Here is an 18,026-nt window from a genome sequence, read left to right as displayed (position 1 = left end):
TCATAACCCTTCTGGTTTGATGATCAGGATATTGCCGGGCGCATTTTCCACCACTTTGGCCGCCACTGAACCCAGTACCAGTTTATCTATCGTGGAGCGCTGGTGGCTGGGCATAATGATCAGATCCGCTTTTACCTGGCGGGCATGATCAACTATGGTGGACCAGATTTTTCCTTCCGACACGGTTTCAATATGACGGACATCGGCGGGAATATGTTGTTCGGCGAAGTGTTTCAGGTTCTGCTGGGTGTCCTGCAGCATTTTGCGCGCGGCATCTTTGGGGAAATAGTTAGACACCATTGCGAGATGAATGCCCGGCAGAACGTTGAGTAAGTGAATAACAGCGTCTGACTGGCGGGCATGCCAGACGGCAAGCTCAACTGCTTTGTCACCAAAGCCTTCCTCGTTGAGATCGACAGGCACCAGAATGTGGGTGTACATAGCATCCTCTCTGTCAGGCAGCCACAGGCCGGTGTTGGCACCTGTGGCTGAATTTCTGTGCTGACTAGAGTTTAGCCTTGTTCCGCATTTTTGTGTGTTTCACCTTTGACGGCAGCGTCACGTTTGGCTTTTCGCCGCTGATTCCAGCCCAGTAAAGCCAGCAGAGCCAGCGTTGGTACGAAGACCCACTCTTTCATTGGTCTGGCCGCCGGCAGGCTGACAGTGACAATCTCCCAGCCAAAATCAATACCCGCCTGCTCGGCCGGGCTGCCAAACTCAACCAATTCAACCATCATTTTCTCGCCTTCCTGCTTGAGCATCAGTCCGGTCGAGGCAATTTTCTCATTCGGATCGACAGCCTGCTTATCAAACGGCAGCAGTACATGCTTGGTCACTTGATCGCCCATCAAATCCATCCCTGTCGCCTGGACTTCCAGCGGCTCACCAATGGCCAGTTTATCGGCGGCATCGACAATCAGGCTTCCCGGCATTTCGTGTTTGGGCGGATAGACCATGTCCCACCAGAAACCGGGGCGGAACAGCGAGAAAGTGATCAACAGCAGCAGGATGGACTCCCACCATTTGACTTTGGTGAACCACCATCCCTGGGTCGCCGAAGAGAAGGTGAGCATGGCAATGACAGCGGACGCTACGGTCAGGAACAGGTGCCACCAGGTATCAATGTCCATCAGCAAGAGCTGGGTATTGAAAATGAACATGAAGGGCAGGATGGCGGTGCGGATATCATAGGTGAAACCCTGAATACCGGTACGGATAGGATCGCTTTTCGCAATCGCGGCGGCCGCAAATGCAGCCAGACCGACCGGCGGGGTATCATCAGCCAGAATACCGAAATAGAACACGAACAGATGTACGGCCAGAAGCGGAATGATCAGGCCGTTTTCAGCCCCCAGGGTGACAATAACCGGCGCCATCAGGGTCGACACCACTATGTAGTTCGCCGTGGTTGGCAGCCCCATACCGAGGATCAGGCTGATCACGGCGGTAAACAGCAGCATCAGCATGATGTTGCCGCCTGAGATGAATTCGACGAAGTCGGTCATCACCAGGCCTACGCCCGTCAGTGTCACCACGCCCACGATAATACCGGCGGCGGCAGTGGCGACACCGATACCTATCATATTACGCCCGCCGGTGACCAGACTTTCCAGCAGATCGTGCCAGCCTTGTTGACCTGCTTCTGTCAGCGTCTGCTCTTTGGTAAAGATAGCCATGAGCGGACGCTGGGTCAGCAGGATGAAAATCATAAACACCGTTGCCCAGAAAGCTGATAAGCCTGGCGAGAAACGCTCAACGGTCAGACACCAGACCAGCACAACGATGGGCAACAGGAAGTACAAACCGGATTTCACTGTCGGACCGGGATCCGGTACTTCGGTTAGTGCCTGATCAGGATCTTCCAGCAGATGATCCTGATAGTTGGCCGCCAGACGAACCAGAGCGACATAAGCAATCAGGATCACAACCGCTATGATAGGTGTGGCAGCAGCGCCAAACACGTCTTTGGTCCAGCCGATGCCGTAATACACTATGGCACTGAGCACCATCAGGCCGACTATGGTACCAACAAAAGAGGTCAGTTTTTGCGCCAGCGTGGGCTGATAATGACGGGGCAGACCTGTCATACCGGCTTTACATGCTTCCAAATGGACGATGTAAAGCAGGGCAATATAAGAGATCAGGGCCGGCAGAATAGCAGCCTTAATTACTTCGACATAAGAGACGCCGACATACTCCACCATCAAAAATGCCGCTGCACCCATGATGGGCGGCGTGAGCTGGCCGTTGGTTGAGGCCGCAACCTCAACAGCTCCGGCTTTGTAGCCAGGGAAGCCCACCCGTTTCATCAGCGGAATAGTAAAGGTGCCCGTGGTGACCACGTTAGCAATGGACGAGCCGGATACCAGGCCAGACAAGCCGGATGCGACCACGGCCGCTTTTGCTGGACCGCCGCGCATATGACCAAGTAACGAAAAGGCAACTTTGATGAAATAGGCGCCAGCACCCGCCCGTTCGAGCATCGAGCCGAACAGCACAAACAGGAAAACAAAGGCGGTAGAGACACCCAGTGCAACCCCGAAGACGCCTTCAGTGGTCAGCCACAAGTGCGACATGGCTTTATTAAGGCTGGCACCTTTGTGCGCAATGACATCCGGCATGTAAGGGCCGGCGAAGGTATACAGCAGGAAAACAGAGGCGACCACCATCAGTGGAGGGCCCAGTGCCCGTCGCGTTGCCTCAAGAAGCAACAGCATCCCTAGCACAGATATGACGACATCCAGCGTGGTTGGCGCGCCGGAACGCCCGGATAAGACTTCGTAAAACAGGTAGATATAGGCGGCAGAAAAACTCGCCAGCAGCGCCAGGATCCAATCTTGCAGTGGAATGTGATCCCTGAGTGAACCCTTCAGGGCAGGGAAGGCAGTAAAGGCCAAAAAAGTGGCAAATGCCAAATGGATTGAACGTGCTTCGGTATCGTTGAAGATGCCGACATTAAATATAAAAGGGAGCGGAGAGGCATACCAAAGCTGGAACAATGACCAGCAAAGTGCGGCAACCCACAGAACTTGTCCCTGCACCCCTTTGGGGCTGCGTGCGCCGGTATCCGCCTGTGCCACCATGTTCTGGACATCGTCATGGTTGGTTTTTGTCATGCTACTTCCTTATTTCAGGAGCGATCCGTTATTAACTGTTTGAGGTTTCAGTTTTTATTGTAGTCTGGCTAATTGATCTGACAGGGGACATTTTTGTGCTCTGACAGACAAAAAGTGCACCGTCAAGACGGTGCACTTTGCAGGATGAACAGCTGTTGGCTTATTTGATCAAACCCACTTCTTTGTAGTATTTCTCTGCGCCCGGATGTAATGGGATGGAAATACCGGCTTTGATCATGTCTTCTTTCTTCAGGTTGGCGAAGCTTGGGTGCAGGCGAGTGAAAACATGGAAGTTCTCAAACACGGCTTTGACCAGCGCATACACCGCATCATCCGATACTTTGGTTGAAGAAACTAACGTCGCGGCAACACCAAAGCTGTTGACGTCGCTGTCGGTACCACGGTACATGCCGCCCGGTACGGTCGATTTTGCATAGTAAGGATTGTCGGCCACCAGTTTGTCGATAGCAGCACCTGTAGCCGGAATCAGTTTGGCATCACAAGAAGTGGTTGCTTCTTTGATTGAACCGTTCGGATGGCCAACTACGTAAACAAAGGCGTCGATCTTGTTATCACACAAGGCCTGAGAGCGCTCAGAGCCCTTCAGCTCGGCCGCCAGTTTGAAGTCATCTTTACTCCAGCCCATGGTAGTCATCACTACTTCCATGGTGGCACGGTCACCAGAGCCCGGGTTACCAATATTGACGCGTTTGCCTTTCAGATCATCCAGGTTATTAATGCCTGAATCTGTACGGGCAATAATGTTGAACGGTTCTGTGTGCAGTGAGAAAACAGCACGCATTTCTTTATACGGACCTAACTCTTTAAACTCACTGGTACCGTTATAGCCGTGATATTGCCAGTCAGACTGCACCACGCCGAAATCCAGTTCACCGGCTCGCATAGTGTTCACGTTGTATACAGACCCGCCGGTTGATTCGACAGAGCAGCGAATGCCATTGGTTTTACGATCGTTGTTCACCAGCTTACAGATAGCACCGCCGGTAGGATAATACACACCGGTGACAGAACCTGTACCAATAGTGATGAACTCTTCCGCTTGCGCCAATCCTGAGGCAAGAACGGTGGCAGATAATGCGCTGACTTTTAACAGTTTTGTAAACGCCATTGTGATCCCTTCCTGTTGTGTTATTTCTTATCAGTGCTGCAGGTACACGGCCCGCAATGCTTTAAACAAATCAAAGAGATAATAGCAAACGATCGGCGTATTATTGAAATAATGTAAAAACCTTTTTGTGAAAAAGTAATGATATTGCGACAACTGACCATATTTCAGAGCATAACTATCCACTGTAAAGCAGGGTAACCAAGCGGGAAAAGACGGGGCGGGGAAGGGGGAAGAAGCCCGCCCTCTCAGGGTAAACGGAGAGGGCGTTGCCTGAAGATTGACTTACTTACTGTAATCAAACAGCGAGCAGACAGAGTCGAAGAGCTCTTCAGCGGTTGTGGTCAGGGTTGGTGTGATGAAAATCGTGTCATCCCCCGCTACAACACCCAAGATACCTTCGGCGCGGCCCAGTGAGTCAAGCAAACGGGCGATCACTTGCGCCGCGCCCGGACCAGTGTGAATCACGACCATGGCATGGTTATAACCCACTTCCATGACCAGTTCTTTCAACGGACTGCTGATGGTCGGTACGCCCAGCTCTACGGGCAGGCAATACACCATTTCCATTTTAGCGTTGCGGGTACGTACCGCGCCGAATTTGGTCAGCATCCGTGACACTTTCGACTGGTTAATGTTATCGAAGCCCTGCGCTTTCAAGGCATCGACTATCTCACCTTGAGAGCTGAATTTTTCTTCCTTGAGTATGGATTTGAATGCTTTTATCAAGCGTTCTTGTTTATCAGAACTACGCATAAGTAAATTTCATGTACAGGGAGAGGGTCCGTATTTTGTCACAACCTGTTAGTAGGTAGCAAACAATGTTCATTCGAACTTGGAACTAGGTTACTGTTAATAGTTTAGCCGACTGCATAACTATTAAATAAATCCACTATTGAGACAGTTTTTGTCTTTTTCGGTGGAAGAAAAAACAATTCTGGCCCCTGCGCAACTTCGCAAAGCTGAGGGGGCATGATTGTTTTTCTTTTAGGCTTGCTATACCGTCTTGGAGCCCGAGAAACTGAGAGACATTAGTAAGGGTTTGAAACATTGGGTATACGGCCTGAATTCTATCTGAAGGGGTCTGTCTGATGAACCCTGACTTCTATCGTAAAGGAGAACGAAAATGAAAGTTGCTGTTATTGGTGCGGCTGGTGGTATCGGCCAGGCTTTGGCTCTGCTACTGAAGAATGAACTGCCTGCCGGCTCTGACCTGGCACTTTATGATATTGCCCCTGTTACCCCTGGTGTTGCTGCTGACCTGAGCCACATACCAACTCCTGTTTCTATCAAAGGTTATGCTGGTGAAGATCCAACCCCTGCACTTGAAGGTGCGGATGTGGTGCTGATTTCTGCTGGCGTTGCCCGTAAACCAGGGATGGACCGTGCGGATCTGTTCAACGTCAATGCTGGTATTGTGAAATCACTGGCTGAAAAAATTGCGGTTGTCTGTCCAAATGCCTGTATCGGTATCATCACTAACCCGGTTAACACGACTGTGGCTATCGCAGCAGACGTTCTGAAAAAAGCCGGCGTCTATGACAAGCGCAAGCTGTTCGGTGTGACTACGCTGGATATCATCCGTTCAGAAACCTTTGTTGGTGAGCTGAAAGGCCTGAACCCGCGTGACGTGAATGTGCCTGTCATCGGCGGCCACTCAGGCGTGACTATCCTGCCTCTGCTGTCTCAGGTTGAAGGTGTTGAGTTCACTGAAGAAGAAGTGAAAGCACTGACTCCTCGCATCCAGAACGCGGGTACGGAAGTGGTTGAAGCCAAAGCGGGCGGCGGTTCTGCCACTCTGTCTATGGGTCAGGCGGCTTGCCGTTTTGGTCTGGCACTGGTGCGTGCCATGCAGGGTGAGCAAAATGTGGTTGAATGCGCTTACGTGGAAGGCAACGGCAAGCACGCTCGCTTCTTTGCTCAGCCAGTTCGTCTGGGTAAAGACGGCGTGGAAGAAGTGCTGGATTACGGCAGCCTGAGCGCGTTCGAGCAGAATGCCTTGGACAGCATGCTGGATACCCTGAAAGGCGATATCGCTTTGGGTGAAGAGTTCGCGGCAAAATAAAGCCGGCGTACCGACACCAGGCCGTCATGGCCTGACGACAATGAACAAAGCGGCCCTCCGGCCGCTTTGTTGTTTCTGGCATTGGCATATAAGGGAGATTGCTCAGTAATAGTCGCCGCAGCCGCTGTGCAGCTGAGGCTCGTCGGTCAGTTCACTGCACGGGATATGGATCCTTTTATGATCCTTCAGATTCTCGATCAATGCAGTGTCATGATCCGGATCTATCTCGATCACTTCAGCGATCCCTTGCGGGTATTCTACCCACATTCCTTTTTTCAGTTGATTGGCTTGCATGCGTCACCTCCGTCTTGGGAAGAAACGGTCAGGGCACAGGTATCCCTTTACCTTGTATAACTATAGCGTAAAGAGAATTTGAGCTCAGTGCAGAGCCATTCCGTGAGTGAAAATCGTGTCGAACAGCTTGGCTGCCGGGGCTGTGTAGCAAGAGAGTGCAACAAAAAACGGCCTGGACAGGAGTCAGGCCGTTTTCGCTGAAGGGGCGGGTTTATTTGGTGCGATTGACCGACAGCCGGGCGACCGCGATCAGGGCATCTTTATACTCGCTTTCGGCCAGTACCGACAGGGCGGCAATGGCTTTATCTGCTTCTTCTTCAGCGCGTTGCTGAGTGTAAGCCAGAGAGCCGTGCTCTTCCATACAGGCCAGAATCGGTTGCAGTTTATCCAGCCCGTTGCCTTGCTCTATCGCGGCGCGAATCATGGCGGTTTGCTCTGGGTTACCGTGGTGCATGGCGTGAAGCAGCGGCAGGGTGGGTTTGCCTTCCGCCAGATCATCCCCCACGTTTTTGCCCATCTCCTCGCCATCGGCGTTGTAATCAAGCACATCGTCAATCAGCTGGAAGGCGGTCCCAAGATAACGGCCATAGTCTTGCAGCGCTTGCTCTACCGATTCTGGCGCATCTGAAAGAATGGCTGCCACCTGGGTTGCCGCTTCAAACAGTCGCGCCGTTTTGGAGTAGATCACCTGCATATAGCTGGCTTCGGTAGTGTCAGGATCATTGCAGTTCATTAACTGCTGGACTTCACCTTCGGCGATCACATTGGTTGCTTCGCTCATGATGTCCAGGATCTTCAGGGATCTCAGGCTGGTCATCATCTGGAAGGAGCGGGTGTAGATATAATCACCGACCAGTACGCTGGCCGCATTGCCGAATGCGGCATTGGCTGTTGCTTTCCCGCGGCGCATATCAGATTCGTCCACCACATCGTCATGGAGCAAAGTGGCGGTGTGAATAAATTCGATAAATGCCGCAGCGGTGATGTGTTTTTCACCCTGGTAACCAAGAGCCCGGGCGGCCAGAATTGCCAGAATGGGGCGCAAACGCTTGCCACCGCTGCTGACAATGTAAAATCCCAGTTGGTTGATCAGGGCGACGTCTGAAGTGAGTTGGGCCTGAATCTTTGCGTCAACCGCCGCCATGTCGTCAGCGGTGAGTGCTTGGATAGCTTTGAAATCCATGATACATCCAGCAAAATTGTTAGCCGTATCGGCGCAATCAAAATAAGAATTATGCACGCATACTACACTAAAATCTTCCCGGCTTCCTAACCTACATTGCAGCTATTTAGGCGACTTTTTCTGTTGAGCAGCTTTTCACCAATTTTCTTTAGCCAACGGCTTGCCATGTTCGGCGTTTTCCAGTAATATTCGCGCCCTATTGATGACAAGATTAAGCGCATACCCATTGCCCAATTTTGCCGTGGCAAATGGCCTATGCGGATAAGCGGAGTAAGACATGTACGCTGTTTTCCAAAGTGGTGGTAAGCAACACCGAGTAAGCGAAGGCCAAACCTTACGCTTGGAAAAACTGGACGTTGAAACTGGTGCGAACGTTGAATTTGACAAAGTTCTGCTGGTTGCTAACGGTGAAGAAGTAACAGTTGGTGCACCATTCGTTGCGGGTGGTAAAGTGACTGCTGAAGTTGTTACGCACGGTCGCGGCGATAAAGTAAAAATCGTTAAGTTCCGTCGTCGTAAGCATTCTCGTAAGCAAATGGGCCACCGTCAGTGGTTCACTGAAGTCAAAATTACTGGCATCAGCGCTTAATAATAGGAGAGTTTAGAGATGGCACACAAAAAAGCTGGCGGTTCTACTCGTAACGGCCGTGACTCAGAAAGTAAACGCCTAGGTGTTAAGCGTTTCGGTGGCGAATCTGTACTGGCAGGTAACATCATCGTTCGTCAACGTGGCACTAAGTTCCACGCTGGTAACAACGTAGGTTTGGGTAAAGACCACACTCTGTTCGCTCTGACTGATGGCAAAGTGAAATTCGAAGTGAAAGGTCCTAAAAACCGTAAATTCGTTTCTATCGAATCTGCTGAATAAATTCAGTTTCGTTAAGAACGTGAAAGCCCTGCCTATTGGCGGGGCTTTTTGTTATGGCACAGGACAATATCAGTTTGAGTGCCTGCGGGTGTAAAGCCCTGAGAATTATTCCGATTGGTATTACAATAAAGACAGTCAGGTGGTGACTATCCCTGGCTGGCGAAGTGAACGCCAGAGTGCGGAGAATAAGATGAAATTTGTAGATGAAGCGGTAATCCGGGTGGATGCAGGTGATGGCGGCAACGGTACTGTCAGCTTCCGCCGTGAAAAATATGTCCCCAAAGGTGGGCCTGATGGCGGTGACGGCGGTGACGGCGGTGATGTATACCTGCTGGCCGATGAAAACCTCAACACGCTGATCGATTACCGTTTCGAACGTTTTCATGCAGCTGAGCGCGGCGAAAACGGCCGCGGCGGTAACTGTACCGGTAAGCGAGGCGATGACCAGGTACTGTCTGTCCCTGTGGGTACGCGTGCCGTGGACGAAGAAACCGGTGAAGTGATCGCCGATCTGACCCAGCACGGTATGAAGATCATGGTAGCCAAAGGTGGTTTCCACGGTTTGGGTAACACCCGGTTCAAGTCCTCGGTCAACCGTGCGCCACGTCAGAAGACTATGGGCACCAAAGGTGAGATTCGTCACCTGCGTCTGGAGCTGCTGCTGCTGGCGGATGTCGGCATGCTGGGTTTGCCGAATGCCGGTAAATCGACCTTTATCCGCGCTGTATCGGCCGCTAAGCCAAAAGTGGCGGATTATCCGTTTACTACCTTAGTGCCTAGCTTGGGTGTGGTACGGGTCGATAGCGAGCGCAGTTTCGTGGTCGCTGATATTCCCGGTCTGATCGAAGGTGCTGCCGACGGTGCCGGCCTGGGTATTCGCTTCCTGAAACACCTGGAGCGTTGCCGTGTGCTGCTGCACATGATCGATCTGCTGCCGGCAGACGGCTCGGATCCGGTGGAAAACGCCTTCACTATCCTTAATGAGCTGGAGCAGTACAGCGAGAAGCTGGTGAACAAGCCGCGTTGGATCATCTTTAACAAAGTTGATCTGCTGCAGGAAGAGGAAGCTCAGGAGAAGATCCAGGAAGTGCTGGAAGCACTGGCATGGGATGAGAAGTACTTCTGTATTTCTGCGCTGAACCGTACCGGTATCAAGCCATTGACCTATGAGCTGATGGATTTGATTGACTCCATTCCTCAGGCTCTGATTGAAGAAGACGAAACCGAAGAAACCAAAGTCGATTTCAAGTGGGACGATTACCACGAGCAGCAGCTGAAGAAAAGTGCTGCGAAAAGTGATGACGATGACGACGATGACGACTGGGATGATTGGAACGAAGACGATTACGACGTCGAAATCATTTACAAGCCGTAACTGGCCGTCTGATGTGAAAAACCGCTCTTTGGAGCGGTTTTTTTGTGCCTCATCAAATTGGTCTTTCTCATAGCGGAGATAATGATCAACAGAAAAGCTCTGAGGGAGTCAAGATGCAGCCGGTTACAGTTAAAACGGAACGGGAGATTGCCCGGATAGTCGCTCAGGTTGGTCAGCGGCTGTTACAGCATGGCGCGGAATCTGCGGTGGTGGTGGATGTCAGCCAGCGTGTCGGCCTGGCACTGGGGGTGGATGAGGTCAACATTGCATTGACCGCCAATGCCATTGTGGTCACTGTGCATGTGGAAGATCATTGTCTGACGACCACGCGCCGCTGCCGGGATCATGGGATCAATATGGCGATTGTTACCCGGATCCATCATCTGTGCATCATGGCGGAAAAGGGGCTGCTGGATCCTGCGGCTATGACGAAGCGTCTGTTAGCCCTTCAGCCCCAGCGCTATCCGCCGCTGCTGGTGATCCTGATGATCGGCCTGTCCTGTGCCGCATTCTGTCTTCTGGCCGGCGGCGATCTGACGGTGGCCCTGATTACCTTGTTCGCCGCATCTGCCGCCATGGCGCTGCGTCTGATGATGGCGCATCATCATTTCAATCCGCTGCTGACTTTTGCTGCTGCCGCGTTTGTCGCGACGGCTGTCTCCGCGTCTGCCCCTTTGTTCGAGCTGGGTAATCAGCCCTTTCTGGCGATGGCATCGTCGGTATTATTGCTGGTGCCGGGGTTTCCGCTGATTAATGCTGTCGCCGATATGGTGTCAGGTTTCGTGAATCTGGGTATTTCCCGCTGGGTGATGGCCAGTCTGCTGACCTTGTCGACCAGCCTGGGCATAGTGGCGGCGATGAACCTGTTTAATGTCTGGGGGTGGCTGACATGACGTTCTGGCAATGGCTGTACACACTGTCTGCAGATATGATGCTGGCCGCGATTCCGGCTGTCGGGTTTGCCATGGTATTTAATGTGCCGGTCAGGGCGTTGAAGTACTGCGCCATGGCGGGGGCGCTCGGTCACGGTTGCCGTTTTGTGCTTATGCATCAGGGCATGCTGATTGAATGGGCGAGCTTCTTTGCCGCTTTGCTGGTCGGGATGACAGGAATCATCGGGTCGCGCCGGCTGCTGGCGCCACCTCATGTGTTCACCGTGGCGGCCGTGATCCCCATGGTGCCCGGTGTTTATGCTTTTAAGACCATGATTGCGCTGGTGGATCTCAATCAGCATGGTTTTTCTCCTGAGATCTGGCAGCGTATGGCCGAAAACGGGATCACCGCAGCCTTTACCGTGGCAGCGCTGGCCATAGGACTGGCAATGCCCGGCTTAATGTTTTATCGTCGCCGACCAGTGATTTAAAAGGGAGTCGACGTGTGAAGATCAGTATGGTTGCCGCCATGGCAAAAGATCGTGTGATTGGCAAAGACAACGCCATGCCCTGGCACTTGCCAGCCGATTTTGCCTGGTTTAAAAAAGTCACCATGGGCAAACCTGTTGTCATGGGACGCAAAACGTTTGAATCCATTGGCCGGCCTTTGCCGGGACGCCACAATATTGTGATCAGCCGTAACCCGGACTTTGCCGCCGACGGCGTGACGGTGGTGGCCGATCTCCCTGCTGCTCAGGTGGCTGCAGGGCAGGTCGATGAATTGATGATCATAGGTGGCGGCAGCGTGTACGCAGAATGTCTGCCGGTCGCAGACTGTCTCTATCTGACCTTTATCGATCTCAGTGTCGAGGGAGATACTTGCTTCCCGGACTGGGGAGACGGCTGGCGGCAGACGCACAGCGAGCACTACGCGGCCGATGAGAAAAATGCCCACCACATGGAATTTGTGATACTGGAGCGCCAGTAAACCTGCCTGCCGCTGTTTTTTTGCTTCCGGTTTTAGCCGTTACCATGCCAACAGTTGGCATGGTAACGTGTGCCAGCTAGCCGGCCATCGGCGATAAGGCCAGCGATCCCCCTAATAACATCAGTATGCTGCCAATGGTTCGGTTAATCGGCCCTTGTTTGCTCAACATTTTATGTCTCAGTGCTTGCTGGGAGAAGAACAAGGCAACCAGGCTGAACCAGATCCAGTGCGCCAGAGACATGAATAAGCCATAGCCGCTTTGCAGCAAGAGTGAGGTGTCCGGACTGACAATCTGGGTGAAAGTGCTCAGCACAAAAAGCGTGGTTTTGGGGTTCAGGGCATTGGTCAGTAATCCTTGTCTGAACGAAGCAAAGCCGGATAAAACCGCGATATTGTCAGTGGCCAGCGTGAGTTCAGTCTTGCTGTGCAGAGTACAGAAACCGATGTAAACCAGATACAAAGCCCCGACATACTTGATGACGGTGAACAGGGCTGGGGAGGTGGCGATAAGAACCCCTACCCCCAGCATGGTGTAGCCCACATGGATGAGCACCCCCAGCGCAATGCCCAGCGCGGCATACAGACCCGCACGACGACCGTGCAGATAGCTGTTTCGTGTCACCATTGCAAAATCAGCGCCCGGGCTGATCACCGCGAGAATTGTAATTAACGCGACAGCAAAAAGTTCGGCCATGTGTATATTTCCCTGAATAATGATGAGTAACGGATGGATGAATTGGTTACTATTGTTGATGAAATACAACCCATTGAATATTGATAAGTTGTCATCGAAATCCATGCGAAAAAGTCATCGATTATGAATCTGCCATCGTTAAATACATTGCGGGTGTTTGAAGCTGCAGCCCGTCATCAGAGCCTGGTAAAAGCCGCGGATGAGTTGTGTGTGACCCAGTCAGCGGTGAGCCGTCAGATCAAGCAATTGGAGAGTGCCCTTGGCGTCATTTTGTTTGAGCGACGTAACCGCGGGATCTTTTTGACCTCAGAGGGACAGAAACTCAAAACAGCTTGCCATGAAATGCTGTCGATTCTGAAAAACACCCTCAGAGAGTTGAAAGCGGAGGAAAGCCAGTCGCCTCTGGTGATTTCCTGTGAACCGACCATCATGATGAAATGGCTGATCCCCCGACTGGCTGATTTCAAGGCCGCCCATCCTGATATTCAGCTGCACCTTAACGCATCGGGTGGTCCGATCGACTTTGTGAAAAGCCAGACGGATGTCGCCATTCGTCGCAATGACTTCAGTTGGAAGCAGGGTTATCATGCCGAGCCGATAGGCCCTGAGTATGTCGGGCCCGTGGTGCTGGCTGAGCAGTATGCGCAAGGAGAGGCGTTGACTTCGCCGACCACTCTGCTGCATACCAAAAGCCGGCCTGCGGCCTGGGCTGACTGGCAGCATCAGGCTAACCAGGCGGTGAATGTGGCAGAAGATGTCTGGTTCGAGCATTTCTATATCATGCTGGAAGCGGTTCAGGCAGGCGGTGGCTACGGGTTAAGTTCGGTGTATATGGTGGGTAACGACATCAGACATCGCCGTCTGGTCGCCCCTGCCGGCTTTATTGCGGACGGCTCATCTTACTATCTGTTATCACCTATCGCGATCGAGGCCGATGAAAGGGTGGTAGCACTGCTCAACTGGTTACGTCAGGAAATGACGGCAACCCGTCAGGCGGTCTTCGCGGCTCTCAAGGGTTAAGCGGCGAGCTGAGCACTGAGTGTGTGGAGAAAAAACCTTGGCCCTGTCAGAGCCTGTCTTGCTTAAACCATTGTTGGTCTTCCCAGCGCAGCATAGTGAGCTGATGGCCCCAGACACACCCGGTGTCCAGTCCGATAGCATTTTCATCCTGATAACCCATCAGAGAGGCCCAGTGGCCGAAAATAATGGTTTTTCCCAGCGGCTGCGAGCGCGCAAACTGGAACCAGGGCTGCAGATGCTCGGTGCCCGGTTCGCCCGGTGGCTGCTTGCAATGCATCTCCAGCCGGCCATCGGGATACAGATAGCGCATCCGGGTCAGCGCGTTGATGGTGTAGCGTAACCGATCCAGTCCCGCCAATGCAGGATCCCACTGTTCAGGCTCATTACCGTACATATTGCTCAGCAGCCATTGCTGCTGCTCGCTTTGTAACATGGCCTCGACGTCACGTGCACAGCGGCGGGCATCGTCGAGTTGCCATTGTGGCGGGATACCGGCATGGACCATGACAACAGGGTGTGTGGGGTGTTCGGCCAGCAGAGGCTGGCGGCTGAGCCAATCGAGTAATGCTTCACCGTCGCTGGCCTGCAAAATCTGATCAATCCGATCTTTCTGCTTGGCCTTGCCTATGCCCCGGGCCACGGCCAGTAAGTGCAAATCGTGGTTACCCAGCACGCAGGTGGCACTGTTACCCAGTGATTTCACCAGACGCAGGGTGGCCAGAGAATCCGGCCCGCGGGCAACCAGATCGCCGGCCAGCCAGAGTTCATCGTGCTGTTCACTGAAGCCTGCACGCTCGAGAAGCGTGCAGAGTTCACGGTAACAGCCCTGAATATCACCGACCAGATAGGTTGCCATGATCGACCCTGTTTAGTGAAGAATATTGGGGATAGCCAAACGGAAAGGCACGATTTCGGCATTGAACTCGTTACCATTGTCGTCAATCATGACGTAATGGCCTTCCATCACACCCAGTGGCGTTTCTATGATGGTGCCGCTGGTATAGGTGTATTCATCATTGGGGGCTATGGTAGGTTGTTCACCGACGACACCTTCACCTTCAACTACCAGCTTCTTGCCATTGGCATCTGTGATCAGCCAGCGGCGGCGAAGCAGTTGTGCGTTGCCCTGGCCCAGGTTGCAAATGGTAATGGTGTACGAAAAGACGTAGCGGTTCTGCTCAGGCTCAGACTGATCATCAATGTAATGGGTGATGACCCGGCATTTGATGGTAGGGATAACTTTGTTGTTCACCTTGCTGCTTCCTTTCTGATACGACAATGCCTTTGTGCAAGGCAGTTGCCGGGCGCCATGGCCCGGCATATTACTTAGTGGCTGTGGTTGGCATCCAGCCAGTTAGCCATAGACACAAACTGTTCAAGTGTCAGGTTTTCCGGACGCGAGCCAGGGTTAATGCCCAGGCTTTCCAGCGTGTCCACATCCATGATGGCTTTAAAGCAGTTACGCACCGTTTTACGGCGCTGGTTAAAGCCATCCCGGCAAACACGGTCCAGCCATTTCAGGTTAGTACAAGGATGCGGTAATGTTTCATACGGCGCCAGTCGAACCACAGCAGAATCTACTTTAGGTGCGGGTTTGAAGGCGCTGGGCGGCACTTCAAGCACTGGCATCACTTTGCAGTAATATTGTGCCATCACGGTCAGGCGGCCATAGGCTTTGGTGCCCGGGCCGGCAGCCAGACGGTTGACCACTTCTTTTTGCAGCATGAAATGCATATCTTCAATATGCTGATGGAAACTGAACAGGTGGAACATCAGCGGCGTTGAAATGTTGTAAGGCAGGTTGCCAAAAATCCGCAGTTTGTTGTTTTCCCTGATCAGCTGAGTGAAGTCGAAACGCATGGCATCGCCTTCATGGATAGTCAGCTTACCAGACAGATCCGGGTGATTGCGTAACCGCTCGGCCAGATCGCGGTCAAGTTCAATCACCGTAAATTTATCGACTTGTTTACCGACTGGCTCGGTCAGAGCGCCCAAACCAGGACCGATTTCAACCAGATTCTGGCCCGGTCTCGGGTTAATTGAGGCGACAATGTTGTCGATGATGTATTCGTCGTGCAAGAAGTTCTGGCCAAAGCGCTTACGGGCGCGGTGGCCTAAATGGACCTGATCACTGCTCATTGTTTTTTATCTACCATTTCGATGGCGTGGGTAAGCGCTGTCCAGAGGCTCCCTGTGTCCGCCTGTCCGGTACCGGCGAGTTCCAATGCGGTACCATGATCAACTGATGTTCGGATAAAAGGTAATCCCAGAGTGATATTGACGGCATTACCGAATCCTTTGAATTTCAGCACTGGCAGACCCTGATCGTGGTACATTGCCAGTACGGCATCGGCTTCGGCCAGGTACTTATCCTGGAAAATCGTATCGGCTGGCAGCGGGCCAACCAGATCCATACCGTCCTGCTCTCTCAGAACATTCAAGGCCGGAGTGATCACTTCGATCTCTTCACGGCCCAAGTGGCCATCTTCACCGGCATGCGGGTTGAGGCCACAAACATAAATTTTCGGTTGTTTGATGCCAAACTTGCTGATCAGATCGGCATGCAGCACCCGAATCACCTGATGAATACGATCTTCAGTCACCGCTTTGGCCACATAAGCCAGCGGAATGTGGGTGGTTACCAGCGCCACACGCAACCCTTCGGTTGCCAGCATCATCACCACTTGGTTGGATTGTGCCTGCTGGGCGAAAAATTCTGTGTGTCCGCTGAATGATACGCCCGCACGGTTAATGATGCCCTTATGCACCGGCCCGGTGACCAGTGCGGCAAATTCGCCGTCCATATTGCCTTCGGCAGCACGGCGGAGGGTGTCCAGCACATAATGTCCGTTGTGCTCGTCAAGCTGGCCTGGGGTCACACTGGCTTTCAGTTGGTGGCTGTCCACCACCAGAGTGCCTGCACGATGTGGCTGAGCCGGACGGCTTGGATCATAGCTGATGATTTCCAGCGGTAAGCCCAGCAGGGCCGCACGTTCTGCCATAAGTTCGGCGTTGGCACAAACTACCAGCTCGTGCGGCCACGGCTGTTGTGCCAGCGCCACGACGAGATCCGGGCCAATACCCGCCGGTTCTCCCGGCGTGATGGCAATACGTTTAACCTTGTTCATCATCAAATCCTGGTTGTTCTATATAGGCGCCGGCCCGCAGTTCCTGCAGCCACGCCTGGGCTTCCTCGTTAAATTTACGGCTGAAGAGAATCCGGTAAGCACGGTTCTTCGCGGCCGCATCGGTGCGGTCAACCTGACGGCGATCCAGCACTTCCACAATATGCCAGCCGTGTACCGTCTGGAACGGTTCACTGATGGTGCCTGCAGGCAGGGTTTCAACCTGCTGTTTGAATTCAGGGACGTAAATATCTGGCGTCTGCCAGCCCAGTTCACCGCCATTGGCCGCAGAGCCCGGATCGGCACTCAGTGCCTGGGCTGCATCAGCAAAGCTGCGCTGACCGGCGATAATGTCCTGGCGAACCTGCTCGAGCTGTTTCTTCGCTCCTTCATCGCTAAGGATGAGAGAAGTTTTCAGCAGGATGTGGCGGGCATTGATTTCAGTGACTGAGACAGTCTCCTGGCCTTTCACATCATTGATTTTGAGAATGTGGTAACCCACACCGCTGCGGAATGGCCCTATGATAGCACCTTTCCCCTGACCTTGGATCTGATCGGCAAAGATAGTCGGCATTTCTTCCGGGCTCATCCAGCCCCAGGCACCCCCCTGCAGAGCTTTGGGACCATTTGACGCACTGTAGGCCAGGTTGGTGAAATCAGCCCCCTGATTCAATTGCGCCAGCAGTTCGTTGGCTTTGCGCTCGGCCGTCTGGCGCTCAGACTGACTGGCACCTTCGCTCAGGCGGATCAGGATATGGCTGACATTGTATTGCACGCTTTCCTGCTGCTGCTGGCCCAGTTGGGTCACCAGGCTGTCCACTTCCTGCGGCAGAATGTTGATCCGGCGGCGCACCATAATGGTACGGGCTTCGCTGGCAGTCAGGTCACGGCGGATTTGTTCGCGGAAAATCGGGTAGCTGATGCCACCGGCTGCCAGCTCCTGCTGCAGATGGGCCACGGACATGTTTTGCTCGGCTGCAATCTGGCTGATCGCCTGATCCAGGCGGTTGTCATCAATACGGATACCAAATTGTTCTGCCTGTTGCAGCTGCAGGGTTTCCATGATGAGCTTTTCCATCACCTGATTGGCCAAAATGCTGTCATCCGGCAGAGGCTGGCCCTGACGCGCCGCATTGAGGTGGACGGTTTTCAGCATCGCATCGACGTCGCTTTGCAGGATAACGCTGTCGTTAACAATAGTGACCACTTTGTCCAGTGGCTGCAGGGCGGCCAGTGAACCGGTTGTCAGGCCCAGAAGAGTCAGGCCGAGAATAAAAGACTTCCACATTTTCATATCCGT

20 protein-coding genes are annotated in these 18,026 nt (G+C 53.0%); 8 read left to right on the top strand and 12 right to left on the bottom strand.

Annotated features, from left to right (window positions below; all coding sequences use genetic code 11):
* From KCG43_RS04620 to argR, 4 genes are all read right to left on the bottom strand, one after another.
* The gene (locus tag KCG43_RS04620) at window positions 1-441 is read right to left on the bottom strand and encodes a universal stress protein (protein ID WP_192015404.1); all 441 of its coding nucleotides are present in this window, start codon (window positions 439-441) and stop codon (window positions 1-3) included.
* A gap of 71 nt (window positions 442-512) precedes the next feature.
* On the bottom strand, window positions 513-3,116 hold the full coding sequence (locus tag KCG43_RS04615; protein WP_218383582.1) for a TRAP transporter permease: 2,604 nt from the start codon (window positions 3,114-3,116) through the stop codon (window positions 513-515).
* 160 nt (window positions 3,117-3,276) lie between these two features.
* Window positions 3,277-4,245, bottom strand: a complete 969-nt coding sequence (locus tag KCG43_RS04610; RefSeq protein ID WP_192015406.1) for a TAXI family TRAP transporter solute-binding subunit — start codon at window positions 4,243-4,245, stop codon at window positions 3,277-3,279.
* Window positions 4,246-4,527: 282 nt separating this feature from the next.
* The gene (gene argR / locus KCG43_RS04605; RefSeq protein WP_027251817.1) at window positions 4,528-4,998 is read right to left on the bottom strand and encodes a transcriptional regulator ArgR; all 471 of its coding nucleotides are present in this window, start codon (window positions 4,996-4,998) and stop codon (window positions 4,528-4,530) included.
* A gap of 370 nt (window positions 4,999-5,368) precedes the next feature.
* Here argR and mdh point away from each other — a divergent pair, with 370 nt between their 5' ends.
* Window positions 5,369-6,307 carry a malate dehydrogenase gene (mdh, locus tag KCG43_RS04600; RefSeq protein WP_192015407.1) on the top strand — a complete coding sequence of 313 codons (939 nt, stop codon included), beginning with the start codon at window positions 5,369-5,371 and terminating at the stop codon, window positions 6,305-6,307.
* Window positions 6,308-6,409: 102 nt separating this feature from the next.
* Here the strand turns inward: mdh and KCG43_RS04595 are convergent, their stop codons facing one another.
* Both KCG43_RS04595 and ispB read right to left on the bottom strand, forming a co-directional pair.
* Window positions 6,410-6,601, bottom strand: a complete 192-nt coding sequence (locus tag KCG43_RS04595) for a hypothetical protein (protein WP_218383580.1) — start codon at window positions 6,599-6,601, stop codon at window positions 6,410-6,412.
* A 211-nt stretch (window positions 6,602-6,812) separates the two neighbouring features.
* Window positions 6,813-7,784 carry an octaprenyl diphosphate synthase gene (gene ispB, locus KCG43_RS04590; RefSeq protein ID WP_192015409.1) on the bottom strand — a complete coding sequence of 324 codons (972 nt, stop codon included), beginning with the start codon at window positions 7,782-7,784 and terminating at the stop codon, window positions 6,813-6,815.
* 277 nt (window positions 7,785-8,061) lie between these two features.
* Between ispB and rplU the strand changes: the two genes are divergently transcribed.
* The 6 genes from rplU to folA all read left to right on the top strand — a co-directional run bounded on the left by rplU (window position 8,062) and on the right by folA (window position 11,887).
* Window positions 8,062-8,373, top strand: coding sequence for a 50S ribosomal protein L21 (gene rplU / locus KCG43_RS04585; RefSeq protein WP_027251813.1), 312 nt, complete (start codon window positions 8,062-8,064; stop codon window positions 8,371-8,373).
* A gap of 18 nt (window positions 8,374-8,391) precedes the next feature.
* A complete protein-coding gene (gene rpmA, locus KCG43_RS04580; RefSeq protein ID WP_027251812.1) occupies window positions 8,392-8,652 on the top strand; it encodes a 50S ribosomal protein L27 in 261 nt (86 codons plus the stop codon).
* A gap of 190 nt (window positions 8,653-8,842) precedes the next feature.
* Window positions 8,843-10,027, top strand: coding sequence for an Obg family GTPase CgtA (gene cgtA / locus KCG43_RS04575; RefSeq protein ID WP_218383578.1), 1,185 nt, complete (start codon window positions 8,843-8,845; stop codon window positions 10,025-10,027).
* 113 nt (window positions 10,028-10,140) lie between these two features.
* Window positions 10,141-10,920 carry a threonine/serine exporter family protein gene (locus KCG43_RS04570; protein WP_218383575.1) on the top strand — a complete coding sequence of 260 codons (780 nt, stop codon included), beginning with the start codon at window positions 10,141-10,143 and terminating at the stop codon, window positions 10,918-10,920.
* Complete coding sequence (locus tag KCG43_RS04565; protein ID WP_255557859.1) at window positions 10,917-11,390, top strand: threonine/serine exporter family protein; 474 nt, start codon at window positions 10,917-10,919, stop codon at window positions 11,388-11,390. Before KCG43_RS04570 ends, KCG43_RS04565 begins: the two co-directional genes overlap by 4 nt.
* 14 nt (window positions 11,391-11,404) lie before the next feature.
* Window positions 11,405-11,887 carry a type 3 dihydrofolate reductase gene (gene folA / locus KCG43_RS04560; RefSeq protein WP_192015412.1) on the top strand — a complete coding sequence of 161 codons (483 nt, stop codon included), beginning with the start codon at window positions 11,405-11,407 and terminating at the stop codon, window positions 11,885-11,887.
* 76 nt (window positions 11,888-11,963) lie between these two features.
* Here folA and KCG43_RS04555 read toward each other — a convergent pair whose 3' ends face one another.
* On the bottom strand, window positions 11,964-12,581 hold the full coding sequence (locus KCG43_RS04555; RefSeq protein WP_192015413.1) for a LysE family transporter: 618 nt from the start codon (window positions 12,579-12,581) through the stop codon (window positions 11,964-11,966).
* 123 nt (window positions 12,582-12,704) lie between these two features.
* On the opposite strand from KCG43_RS04555, the gene KCG43_RS04550 reads away from it, so the two are divergent.
* The gene (locus KCG43_RS04550; RefSeq protein ID WP_218383573.1) at window positions 12,705-13,601 is read left to right on the top strand and encodes a LysR family transcriptional regulator; all 897 of its coding nucleotides are present in this window, start codon (window positions 12,705-12,707) and stop codon (window positions 13,599-13,601) included.
* A gap of 46 nt (window positions 13,602-13,647) precedes the next feature.
* On the opposite strand, the gene KCG43_RS04545 is transcribed toward KCG43_RS04550, so the two are convergent.
* The 5 genes from KCG43_RS04545 to surA form a co-directional block, all read right to left on the bottom strand.
* Window positions 13,648-14,457 (bottom strand): symmetrical bis(5'-nucleosyl)-tetraphosphatase, encoded by an 810-nt coding sequence (locus KCG43_RS04545; protein WP_218383571.1) that lies wholly within the window; start codon window positions 14,455-14,457, stop codon window positions 13,648-13,650.
* A gap of 12 nt (window positions 14,458-14,469) precedes the next feature.
* Window positions 14,470-14,853, bottom strand: a complete 384-nt coding sequence (apaG, locus tag KCG43_RS04540) for a Co2+/Mg2+ efflux protein ApaG (RefSeq protein WP_303459140.1) — start codon at window positions 14,851-14,853, stop codon at window positions 14,470-14,472.
* Between the two features lie 74 nt (window positions 14,854-14,927).
* The gene (gene rsmA / locus KCG43_RS04535) at window positions 14,928-15,740 is read right to left on the bottom strand and encodes a 16S rRNA (adenine(1518)-N(6)/adenine(1519)-N(6))-dimethyltransferase RsmA (protein WP_218383568.1); all 813 of its coding nucleotides are present in this window, start codon (window positions 15,738-15,740) and stop codon (window positions 14,928-14,930) included.
* Window positions 15,737-16,729: a 4-hydroxythreonine-4-phosphate dehydrogenase PdxA gene (gene pdxA / locus KCG43_RS04530; RefSeq protein WP_192015417.1), complete on the bottom strand. Its 993-nt coding sequence runs from the start codon at window positions 16,727-16,729 to the stop codon at window positions 15,737-15,739. The genes rsmA and pdxA overlap by 4 nt, the downstream gene beginning before the upstream one ends.
* Window positions 16,716-18,020, bottom strand: coding sequence for a peptidylprolyl isomerase SurA (gene surA / locus KCG43_RS04525; protein WP_218383566.1), 1,305 nt, complete (start codon window positions 18,018-18,020; stop codon window positions 16,716-16,718). Before surA ends, pdxA begins: the two co-directional genes overlap by 14 nt.
* Between the last annotated feature and the right edge of the window lie 6 nt (window positions 18,021-18,026).

The organism is Photobacterium sp. WH24, from assembly GCF_019204055.1.
Lineage (GTDB): Bacteria > Pseudomonadota > Gammaproteobacteria > Enterobacterales > Vibrionaceae > Photobacterium > Photobacterium arenosum.
This window is presented reverse-complemented; position numbering and strand designations above follow the sequence as displayed.